We start from the raw sequence: 10,551 nt of genomic DNA, 5'->3' as shown, positions 1-10,551 counted from the left end.
AGCGATACCACGCTATTCAGGGCGGGTCACAGGCGAAAAAAAAGCCCGTACTTGCGTACGAGCTCTTCTTTAAATATGGCGGTGAGGCGGGGATTCGAACCCCGGATACGTTGCCGTATACACACTTTCCAGGCGTGCTCCTTCAGCCACTCGGACACCTCACCATATTGTTGTTCCTGCGTTACCGGAACGGGCGCTAATGTAGGGGAAATGCCTCCCCGACGTCAATCTTCTTTTTGAAAAAAACGTTCATTTACACAAACTTCAATCAACATGAAGCTTAAGTGAGCGGGAATTGCTTTTTTTGCCAGCACACTAAAATTTGTTATTCTGATGTTTCCTTAAGAAATGATGATAATAAGTGCGAGAAAGTTCCGCACAACAATATTCAGGAGGCAATATGGAAATAATTTTCTATCACCCGACATTTGATACAGCCTGGTGGCTGAACGCGCTGGCTAAGGCAATCCCTGGCGCTAATGTCCGTGAGTGGAAATCGGGTGATAATGCGCATGCAGACTATGCGCTTGTCTGGCATCCACCAGTTGAAATGTTGGCCGGAAGAAAGTTAAAAGCCGTATTTGCGTTGGGTGCGGGGGTGGATTCCATTCTAAGCAAGTTGAAAGCCCATCCGGAAATGCTGGACGAGTCGATCCCGTTGTTCCGTCTGGAAGATACCGGCATGGGGCTGCAAATGCAGGAATACGCCGTTAGCCAGGTGTTGCACTGGTTTCGCCGCTTTGATGATTATCAGGCTCTCAAAACTCAGGCAAAATGGCAGCCGTTGCAGGAATATACCCGTGAGGAGTTTTCGATCGGGATTATGGGAGCAGGGGTGCTAGGGGCGAAAGTCGCTGAGAGTCTGCAATCATGGGGGTTCCCACTGCGTTGCTGGAGTCGTACCCGTAAATCCTGGCCTGGCGTGGAAAGCTTCGCCGGCACTGAAGAGTTAGGCGCATTTTTAAGTCAAACGCGGGTGCTGATTAACCTACTGCCTAATACGGCTGAAACGGTGGGAATTATTAACGCCGGGGTGCTGGATCAATTGCAGGATGGCGCGTATGTACTGAACCTGGCGCGCGGAGTTCATCTTAATGAAGACGATCTTCTGGCGTCGCTGAATAGCGGAAAACTCAAGGGCGCCATGCTTGATGTCTATAGCCGCGAACCACTGCCGGAGAATAGCCCATTGTGGAAACATCCACGTGTGGCGATGACGCCGCATATTGCTGCGGTAACACGTCCGGCAGAAGCGGTGGATTATATTTCCCGCACGATTTTGAATCTGGAGAACGGTGAAGCCGTAACAGGTCAGGTCGATCGCGTTCGGGGATACTGATAACAACCCGGCGCTGGCCGGGTTTCGATTTAAATACCCGTCATACTCCAGGTTGGATGTGCGTTAGCTACGGTTGCTCGCCCGAATTACTGACCACAGTATGTTTATTGGGATTAAAAGGGACATCTCTGTCCCTTACCGTAGGCCAGTCTCCGGCTGGCCAAATTCATTCCTGACGAATTTGTCACACCCTTGCCGCCTGCCTACAACTCGAATTATTTAGGGTATTAATGGCGTCGATTCCTGCTATCCTTGACCAAAAATGACTACAGGAGAGAGTTATGTATCCCGTTGACCTGCATATGCATACCGTCGCCAGTACCCACGCCTACAGCACCTTGAGTGACTACATCGCTGAAGCCAAACGCAAAGGTGTTAAGTTGTTTGCAATCACCGATCATGGGCCGGATATGGCAGATGCTCCACACCACTGGCACTTTATTAATATGCGTATCTGGCCGCGTATGGTGGACGGGGTGGGAATTCTCCGCGGTATTGAAGCGAACATTAAGAATATTGAGGGGGAGATCGACTGCTCCGGTCCGATGTTCGACTCCCTGGATCTGATTATTGCTGGTTTTCATGAGCCGGTTTTTGCCCCGCATGATAAAGACACCAATACTCAGGCCATGATTGCCGCGATGGCGAGCGGACATGTTCACATGATCAGCCATCCCGGAAACCCGAAATACCCGATTGATTTTACCGCAGTTGCGCAGGCAGCAGCGAAGTACCATGTTGCGCTGGAAATCAATAACTCCTCATTTCTGCATTCGCGTAAAGGCAGTGAAGCCAATTGTCGCTTGGTTGCTGCGGCTGTGCGTGATGCCGGGGGTTGGGTTGCATTAGGTTCGGATTCTCACACCGCTTTCACCCTTGGGGAGTTCGGCGAGTGTCGCAAGATTCTGGATGACGTAAACTTCCCCGAAGACCGAATCTTGAACGTATCGCCAAAACGCTTACTGGCGTTTCTGGAATCGCGAGGCATGGAGCCAATCGCGGAATTTGCTGATCTTTAATGTTACTAACTGGAATATATCGATGAACGAGTTTTCTATCCTGTGTCGTGTCCTGGGCTCGCTGTTTTACCGCCAACCGCAGGACCCTTTACTGGTTCCCCTGTATACCATGATCGGTGAAGGTAAACTGTCAGCAAACTGGCCGCTGGAGCAAGACGAGCTGCTGGCTCGTCTACAGAAAAGCTGCGACATGTCACAAGTGGCCGCAGATTATAACGCGTTGTTTGTTGGTGAAGAGTGTGCGGTACCACCTTATCGCAGCGCCTGGGTAGAAGGTGCAACTGAATCTGAGGTGCGCACATTCCTATCTGCGCGTGGTATGCCGCTGGCCGATACGCCAGCCGATCATATTGGCACACTGTTGCTGGCTGCTTCCTGGCTGGAAGACCAGTCTGCTGAAGATGAAAGTGAAGCGCTGGAAACACTGTTTGTTGAGTATCTGCTTCCGTGGTGCGGCACTTTCCTTGGTAAGGTTGAAGCACACGCGAGCTCGCCATTCTGGCGTACCATGGCACCTCTGACGCGCGATGCAATTGGCGCAATGTGGGATGAGTTGCAGGAAGATACAGAAGAATAAACGTGATTTAGATCACTATGCTATGCAACTTGATTTATCATCTTGCATAAATTGTGTGCACGATCTCATTAATATGCCGTTTTTCTGCTAAGATGCGCGGCATGAATATACTTATCTCTATTGCAATCACGACGGGCATTCTCTCTGGGATCTGGGGATGGGTGGCCGTTTCTCTTGGTTTACTCAGTTGGGCTGGCTTCCTCGGTTGCACGGCCTATTTCGCCTGTCCGCAGGGCGGGCTGAAAGGGCTGGGGATTTCAGCGTGCACGCTACTAAGTGGTGTGGTGTGGGCGTTGGTGATTATTAATGGTAGTGCGCTTGCTCCGCATATGGACATCATCGGCTATGTCATTACCGGCATTGTCGCGTTTTTGATGTGCATTCAGGCAAAACAATGGTTGCTTTCATTTGTGCCAGGTACTTTTATCGGCGCATGTGCAACATTTGCAGGGCAGGGGAACTGGCAACTGGTTTTGCCTTCTCTGGCGTTAGGACTTGTATTCGGTTATGCAATGAAAAACAGTGGTCTGTGGCTGGCGTCACGTCGTGAAAATCGGATATCACAATCGCTGACCAGTAAATAATAGAAGCGTGAGGTTTCCCTCACGCTTCCTGTGTTATATCGATAATCAGGATTCCGGCGGCACGGACATATGGCGGTATTTAACCAGGATATCGTTATCAACTTGTTTCTTATCCTGCAAATCCCACAACCCGCGATCAATCCCGTCATTAATCAGGAAGATTACACCAGTTTCAATGGCTGACATCAGACAAAGCATAACCGGCTCGTTAGAGGTATAACCAATTTCTCCTTCCAGAAGACGCTGGTAGTCAATAAAGCGGAATACCCCAGCCTGAACTTCATAAGACAGAATAGTTTTGCTGGTATTGACCGAAGAAAGGATCTCACCAGTACTGACGTTAACTACACGCAGGTTTACCGCTATCTGATCGAGTTGATACTGAGTATCTGCACCAATACCGAAATAGCGCGCACCTACACCACCCGATTTAACGTTACTTTCATAACCGATAATTGACCCTTCTACCATAATATTCGCAGCGGTCAGCGACTGGAGTGGAATGCGGTTATTAATGGCAACAGTGCCATTCTCTTGTGCCGCACGTATGATTTTCCGTTCATTCAGTAAGTTCTGCAATCCCTGGCGTTCCAGCGGAATAAACCAGCGCGAATCTTTCAGTGCAGTAACCAACATTGCCGTGGCGCTTTGCGGGACGGCGGTTGAGAAGTTACTTGCCGGGTAAGGTTTAAACTGACCCGTCTCATCCTGAATATTGTAAACTGAGACAAAGATCTTACCTGTCGGCATTGGCAGATGCGTTAAATCTTTATAGCTTTGGGCCCGAGGCATTAATGTTGGTTTAGCGGCTTCCTGGGGTGGGGATGTTAAGCAACCGCTGAGTAAAAACATGGCAACCAAAATAAGTAAGCGCTGCATGATTTTTTCCTTTCGTGGCTAAGTCTTAGAAATCGGTTGACTGTGTTTGCAAACCCGACACTTCGATAGTCGAAGTTTTCCCCGTTTTTCTGTCCGTGACATTCAATTGCAGTTGTCCATCCCGGTTGGCGATATCGATGATAAAATCATTGGTTACCATCCTCCCCGGCTGACCAGTATTAATATTGGTCAGCAAGCCGCCGAGTATTTGTGACTGGATAGCCTGGGTAAAGTTATCCAGTGCTGAAGGGGTTTCAAACCCAAAATCATCACCACTCGGATCTTTATAAGAGTTTTGTGCCTGGGCGCTATTCAATAAAAAAGCACCGTTGTTAGGGTTGCCACCAAAGTTCGGGTTGCGGAACTGGAAAGTCATGTTTCCGGCCCAACTTAATGGTGAAATCAGCATGAGCAAAACGACTGCATGTTTGACACGCATGAAAGCCTCCGGACAAAATCATGTTTTAGAATTCATCGCGCGCTAAATCGCTCGTGCTTAATAGGGTCTGATCTATTTGCCGGCGACTTAATGCTTCCTCAGTTTGTGCCAATGCGAAGACCACTGTTTTTTCGAAGTCTCTTTTCGTTGGGAATAAAAAAGTCTGGAAGATAACGTCCTGATTAACCGTTATTGTGATCCAACTTCCCCAACGTGCACTGGGCCTTTCATTGATGGTTAAATTTCCTGTGTACTCGCTTTCCCACTTGTCACTAAATGCACGATAAAAATCATGCCCAATTGAGGAGACAGTGTGGTCAGTTAACAGTCCGGGTACCTCCACTTCTACAGCCGCGTGTAGATTCCCGGCAGCCAGGAATAAATTTGCTGCCACAATCCAGGTCAAATAGCGTTTCATGGCTTTATCGCCTGAGGTTATCATTGGCCCATGAGACCGCCTGCGTACGATTTTTGACAGCTATCTTTTTGAAAAGATTATAAAGATGCGTTTTTACCGTATTCTCACTGATAAACAGTGAGCGTGCGATCTCAATATTTGAGGCGCCGATACGCAGTTTATTAAGGATCTCTTTTTCACGATGAGTGAGTAGTGCCGACTCCGTGCTGTTATAACGGTAGTTTCCAGAATGAGTGATTAAGTAACTGGCCAATTTCTGCGAAAAGTAGCATTCGCCTCGCAAGACACCTTGCAACCCGCTAACGACACGCTGTTCATCTTCTGCTGCGTAAAACACACCATTGATATGCGGCCAGTTTTCGATATCCCGGTAAGGATAATCATCGGGTGTATTCAACAATAACGTCTTTATATTGTTGTTTTTACGGCTTAAATTATCTTGCCAGTAATGGATCAGTTTTTTATCTGCCTCCATCATATCCAGTAAAACAATGCAGCTAGCGGATATATCATCCAGAGAACGTTGAATATTATGTAGTTTTCCAGATAACGCCAACGATTGTTTTAAATGCTGTAATAATGCAGTTGCCTGCAGAGAGGGTTTAGTGATCAACAATAATGTATGACCATGAATACTATGGACTTCATTAAACATGATGAAACTCCACTTTTTAGTCGCACACCCGACAGCTGTCTCTACTAAAATAGAGGCACCAGAAGTACTGACAGATGTTGCACTGCTGTGTAGAAATAAAATATCGACCCACAGGGGTGAAAATATTAAAACAAATGGACTTCAACTGATTTCAATCTAGCTATTACAAATCTTAAAGCAAGTGTTAAACTTGTTACAAAATGTAAAATTATATATTAAAATGTGATTTTGTGGTTTTTATTGAGTTTAGATTTGATAGTAAAGTTGTACATTTCACTGTTATTGCACAGATTTAAAAAATCATACAAATTATATTAATTGATTGATTTATATGGTTTTAATTTATACTTAGTAAGTTTTATCATTCTAATGAATTTCGATTATTTTGCCTCGCTTTACGTTGAACAATTTTAGATAGAAAAAAATGATGTTTGTCACGACTTGTACCTGCAGCTATCGCGAGGCCGCGCTGCGAGGCCCTGAAATCGTTGAATGCAGCTTTTTTCTACCATTGCATAGAAATGCATAACCAGCGATTGTCCAAAAATAAAATCGATACATATAACAGCGTTGTTGGCTCTTAATTAGTACTTTGGTGTGAATCTAAATATAAAAATACCACTCGCGGGTGAGTTATTTAAAATGTTTCAACGGACATACTCTTCATCGTAACGTGGCGTTAACAAAACAAAGTCATGTTAACAACAAAATTGAGTGGTAAATAATTTAACTTCATGTACGACCAGGTCCAGGGTGACAACATGAAAAACAAGTTGTTATTTATGATGTTTACAATGCTGGGTGTGCCTGGGATTGCATCCGCAACAAGTTATGATCTGGCTAATTCAGAATATAACTTTGCGGTAAATGAATTAAGCAAGTCTTCATTTAATCAGGCAGCCATTATTGGTCAAGTTGGCACTGCGAACAGTGCAAATACTCGACAGGGGGGCTCAAAGTTATTGTCGGTCATTTCTCAAGACGGTTCAGGTAACCGGGCTAAAATAGACCAGACAGGATCATATAATCTTTCTTATATTGATCAGGCGGGTAGTTCTAATGATGCGAGTATAAAACAAGGTTCTTACGGTAATACGGCTGTTATTATCCAGAAAGGTTCTGGTAATAAAGCAAATATTACCCAGTACGGTACACAAAAAACAGCAGTTGTGGTGCAGAGACAGTCGCAAATGGCCATTCGCGTGACTCAACGCTAATCCATTAACGACGTTTAAATCAATCCGATGGGGGTTTACCATGAAATTTTTAAAAGTGGCAGCATTCGCAGCAATCGTTGTTTCTGGTAGTGCTCTGGCTGGTGTTGTTCCGCAATGGGGCGGTAGTGGTCATCATAACGGTGGTAATAACAATGGTCCGGACTCATCAATGAGTATTTACCAGTATGGTTCTGGCAACATTGCGAATGCGCTGCAAAGTGATGCACGTAAGTCCGATGTGACCATCACCCAGCATGGTCGTGGTAACGGGGCAACCGTTGGACAAGGTGCTGATGACAGTACCATTAGTCTGAAACAAACAGGCTTCAGTAACAGCGCTGACATCAATCAGTGGAATGCTAAGCATGCTGATATCAGCGTGACCCAATACGGTGGCCGCAACGGTGCAGTGGTTAATCAGACAGCGTCTGACTCCAATGTTCTGGTTCGCCAGGTTGGTTACGGCAACAACGCCACCGCAAACCAACATTAATTCAGTCTTCTGACTGAGAATAAACAGGGCGAAAGCCCTGTTTTTTTTCGGGAGAATATTATGCATACGCTATTACTTATTGCCGCGCTCTCAAATCAAATTACGTTCAATACAACCCAGCAAGGCGAAATGTACACCATCGTTCCTCAGGTAACGCTATCGCAGCCGTGTGTGTGCCAGGTACAAGTTCTCGCTTTACGGGAAGGGAAAAGTGGACAAAGTCAAACTCAGCAGAAAACAACCCTTTCTATACCCGCTAATCAACCGATCGATTTAACAAAACTTAGTTTAAATATATCAACTGAGGATTCGGTTAAAATCGTTGTTACCGTTTCGGACGGACAATCTCTGCATCTCTCGCAACAGTGGCCTGACTCAACCAGTCACTCATGATTTTTGATGTATTTGCATAATGGGTGTGGCTGGTAATGCGCTGCTGTTCTATGAATATAGAAACGTTAATACGTTTTTATTTGTCCGTTAACCGCAGCGGTGAAGGACCACACCGATACCTCAAGGATGGTTAATCATTGAGGAACCCATATGCATACATTAGCAAAAAGTATTTTAGGTACCAGCTTGTGTGTTTTTTCTCTTTATACGGTCTCCGCAATCGCCCAGCAAATCACATCTGGCGGGGTTATTCACTTCCGTGGTGAAATAGTTGAACCGCCTTGTGAGGTAAACACCCATCAACAGCAGATTGAATTGTCATGCATACGTGACGGCGAAATGTACAATAGTCGCTTTAGCGGACAGCAGGTGACGATGGCTCCTCAGAGTTTTAAGCAACTAGCCTCGGTGAAAATGCATTACCTCAATACGCAGAAAAGTCTGGCTATTCTTAGCATTGAATATAAATGAACCGTTCTGGCGTAGATATGCAGCCGTTTTGTTAAAAAGTAAGATTTCATGGAAAACCCTGCTGTACACTTAGTAGAGAGTGTTTTGTCAGGGGAATCTTATGCAATCGCGTGTTCATGTGTTACATGGCGACATTACGACTATAGCTGTTGATGTGATCGTCAATGCCGCCAACTCTTCTCTGCTGGGTGGTGGAGGCGTGGATGGGGCAATTCATCGCGCAGCCGGGCCTGCATTGTTGGAAGCCTGCAAACAAGTAATACAGCAACAGGGAGAATGTCCAACCGGACATGCAGTGATTACCCTGGCCGGATCTCTGCCCGCAAAGGCGGTGATCCATACTGTGGGACCTGTCTGGCAAGGGGGCGGTCATCACGAAGCCGAACGCCTTGAAGAGGCCTATTTAAATACCCTTCAACTGGCATTGGCCAATGGGTATCAGTCCATTGCTTTTCCGGCAATCAGCACGGGAGCGTATGGTTATCCGCGCGCAGCAGCGGCGGAGATAGCGGTGAATACGATACTGAAATTTATCACTCGTCGGGCGTTACCTGAGCAAATTTACTTTGTTTGCTTTGACGATGAAAACACCCGGCTTTATAACAGATTACTCACCCAACAAGGCGATGATCACACGGCCTGATATGACGCGACTAGAGCGTGCCATTACCCCTCTTTGTGCAAACCATCCTGAACGATGCGGTATTCTTACGCTGGATGATAGCCTGGATGCTTTCGCGGCTCGCTATCGGTTAACTGAAATGGCGGAACGCTCACTGGATGTACAGTATTACATCTGGGAAAACGACATGTCCGGGCTATTGCTGTTTTCGGTTCTGTTAGCTGCGGCGAAAAGAGGTGTGCGCGTTCGTTTGCTGCTGGATGACAACAACACACCGGGTCTGGATGATACGCTGCGCCTGCTTGATAACCATCCTAATATTGAAGTTCGCCTGTTTAATCCCTTTTCGTTTCGGATACTGCGCGCTCTGGGCTATTTAACCGACTTTGCCCGACTTAATCGCCGCATGCACAATAAAAGCTATACCGCTGACGGCGTCGTGACTCTCGTCGGGGGGCGCAATATTGGTGATGCTTATTTTGGCGCAGGCGAACAACCGCTGTTTTCCGATCTCGACGTGATGGCCATCGGCCCCGTAGTTAAAGAGGTCGCGGATGATTTTGAGCGTTACTGGCAGTGCCGTTCTGTTTCAACGTTACAGAAAGTACTGGAGCTGTCTGAACCTGAGCCGACCCAGCGTATTGAATTGCCTGAATCCTGGTACAATGATGATATTACTCGTCGCTACCTGCATAAGCTGGAAACCAGCCAGTTTATGACCAGTCTGGACCAGGGGGCCTTGCCGCTGATTTGGGCAAAAACGCGCCTGCTCAGTGACGACCCGGTTAAAGGTGAAGGGAAGGCGCCGCGTCATTCGTTGTTGCCCCAGCGTTTATTTGATGTCATGGGATCGCCTACTGAGCGCATTGATATTATTTCCGCCTATTTTGTGCCGACCCGGGCTGGCGTGGCGCAGCTTCTGCGTCTGGTCAGGAAAGGGGTCAGGATTGCTATTTTAACGAATTCACTGGCGGCGAATGATGTTGCTGTCGTCCATGCTGGTTATGCGCGCTGGCGAAAGAAACTGTTGCGCTATGGTGTGGAGTTGTACGAACTTAAACCAACCCGCGATCGGGCCACTGTGTTACACGATCGCGGGTTAACTGGTAACTCAGGCTCAAGCCTGCATGCGAAAACCTTCAGTATTGATGGTCGAAAAGTCTTTATCGGCTCGCTAAATTTTGATCCACGTTCAACGTTACTCAATACCGAAATGGGGTTTGTCATTGAGAGCGAAGTGCTGGCCGCACTGATTCATAAGCGTTTTATGCAAAGCCAGCGTGATGTCGCCTGGCAATTGCGCCTTGATCGCTGGGGCCGGATTAACTGGGTCGATCGCCAGCACGACACGGAAGTGGTGCTAAAAAAGGAACCCGCCACAGGATTCTGGAAGCGGGTTCTGGTGAGACTTGCGTCACTGCTACCTATTGAGTGGTTACTTTGAA

The 10,551-nt window shown here is 46.9% G+C and carries 14 protein-coding genes and 1 tRNA gene; 10 read left to right on the top strand and 5 right to left on the bottom strand.

Annotated elements, in window-relative coordinates; translation table 11 throughout:
* Positions 1-76: 76 nt before the first annotated feature.
* A tRNA-Ser gene (locus OGX98_RS10440) sits at positions 77-164 on the bottom strand.
* Between the two features lie 236 nt (positions 165-400).
* Between OGX98_RS10440 and ghrA the strand changes: the two genes are divergently transcribed.
* From ghrA to OGX98_RS10420, 4 genes are all read left to right on the top strand, one after another.
* On the top strand, positions 401-1,339 hold the full coding sequence (gene ghrA / locus OGX98_RS10435) for a glyoxylate/hydroxypyruvate reductase GhrA (RefSeq protein WP_200042082.1): 939 nt from the start codon (positions 401-403) through the stop codon (positions 1,337-1,339).
* Positions 1,340-1,620: 281 nt separating this feature from the next.
* Positions 1,621-2,358 (top strand): phosphatase, encoded by a 738-nt coding sequence (locus OGX98_RS10430; protein WP_045441550.1) that lies wholly within the window; start codon positions 1,621-1,623, stop codon positions 2,356-2,358.
* A gap of 22 nt (positions 2,359-2,380) precedes the next feature.
* Positions 2,381-2,935, top strand: a complete 555-nt coding sequence (locus tag OGX98_RS10425) for a TorD/DmsD family molecular chaperone (RefSeq protein WP_045441562.1) — start codon at positions 2,381-2,383, stop codon at positions 2,933-2,935.
* A gap of 101 nt (positions 2,936-3,036) precedes the next feature.
* Entirely contained in the window at positions 3,037-3,519 is a 483-nt protein-coding gene (locus OGX98_RS10420; protein ID WP_045441564.1) for a DUF1097 domain-containing protein, read from the top strand.
* A 45-nt stretch (positions 3,520-3,564) separates the two neighbouring features.
* Here the strand turns inward: OGX98_RS10420 and csgG are convergent, their stop codons facing one another.
* The 4 genes from csgG to csgD are packed head-to-tail and all read right to left on the bottom strand — an operon-like array spanning position 3,565 to position 5,910.
* Positions 3,565-4,398, bottom strand: a complete 834-nt coding sequence (csgG, locus tag OGX98_RS10415; RefSeq protein WP_045441566.1) for a curli production assembly/transport protein CsgG — start codon at positions 4,396-4,398, stop codon at positions 3,565-3,567.
* Between the two features lie 25 nt (positions 4,399-4,423).
* A complete protein-coding gene (gene csgF / locus OGX98_RS10410) occupies positions 4,424-4,837 on the bottom strand; it encodes a curli production assembly/transport protein CsgF (protein ID WP_048221671.1) in 414 nt (137 codons plus the stop codon).
* A gap of 25 nt (positions 4,838-4,862) precedes the next feature.
* Positions 4,863-5,255: a curli production assembly/transport protein CsgE gene (csgE, locus tag OGX98_RS10405; RefSeq protein ID WP_045441570.1), complete on the bottom strand. Its 393-nt coding sequence runs from the start codon at positions 5,253-5,255 to the stop codon at positions 4,863-4,865.
* A 4-nt stretch (positions 5,256-5,259) separates the two neighbouring features.
* Positions 5,260-5,910 (bottom strand): biofilm master transcriptional regulator CsgD, encoded by a 651-nt coding sequence (gene csgD / locus OGX98_RS10400; protein WP_045441572.1) that lies wholly within the window; start codon positions 5,908-5,910, stop codon positions 5,260-5,262.
* 761 nt (positions 5,911-6,671) lie between these two features.
* Between csgD and csgB the strand changes: the two genes are divergently transcribed.
* From csgB to OGX98_RS10370, 6 genes are all read left to right on the top strand, one after another.
* Positions 6,672-7,127, top strand: a complete 456-nt coding sequence (gene csgB, locus OGX98_RS10395; RefSeq protein ID WP_045441574.1) for a curli minor subunit CsgB — start codon at positions 6,672-6,674, stop codon at positions 7,125-7,127.
* A 40-nt stretch (positions 7,128-7,167) separates the two neighbouring features.
* A complete protein-coding gene (csgA, locus tag OGX98_RS10390; RefSeq protein ID WP_045441577.1) occupies positions 7,168-7,620 on the top strand; it encodes a curli major subunit CsgA in 453 nt (150 codons plus the stop codon).
* Between the two features lie 60 nt (positions 7,621-7,680).
* Positions 7,681-8,013, top strand: a complete 333-nt coding sequence (gene csgC, locus OGX98_RS10385; RefSeq protein WP_075261783.1) for a curli assembly chaperone CsgC — start codon at positions 7,681-7,683, stop codon at positions 8,011-8,013.
* Between the two features lie 150 nt (positions 8,014-8,163).
* Positions 8,164-8,484: a YmdA family protein gene (locus tag OGX98_RS10380; RefSeq protein WP_045441579.1), complete on the top strand. Its 321-nt coding sequence runs from the start codon at positions 8,164-8,166 to the stop codon at positions 8,482-8,484.
* 100 nt (positions 8,485-8,584) lie between these two features.
* On the top strand, positions 8,585-9,127 hold the full coding sequence (gene ymdB / locus OGX98_RS10375; protein ID WP_200011908.1) for an O-acetyl-ADP-ribose deacetylase: 543 nt from the start codon (positions 8,585-8,587) through the stop codon (positions 9,125-9,127).
* A complete protein-coding gene (locus OGX98_RS10370; protein ID WP_413814566.1) occupies positions 9,060-10,550 on the top strand; it encodes a phospholipase D family protein in 1,491 nt (496 codons plus the stop codon). The genes ymdB and OGX98_RS10370 overlap by 68 nt, the downstream gene beginning before the upstream one ends.
* Position 10,551: the final 1 nt, after the last annotated feature.

This window comes from Citrobacter sp. Cm046, assembly GCF_030333065.1.
Classification (GTDB): Bacteria; Pseudomonadota; Gammaproteobacteria; order Enterobacterales; family Enterobacteriaceae; genus Citrobacter; species Citrobacter murliniae.
Note: the sequence above shows the minus strand (reverse complement) of the source record. Positions and strands in the feature narration are given on the sequence as shown.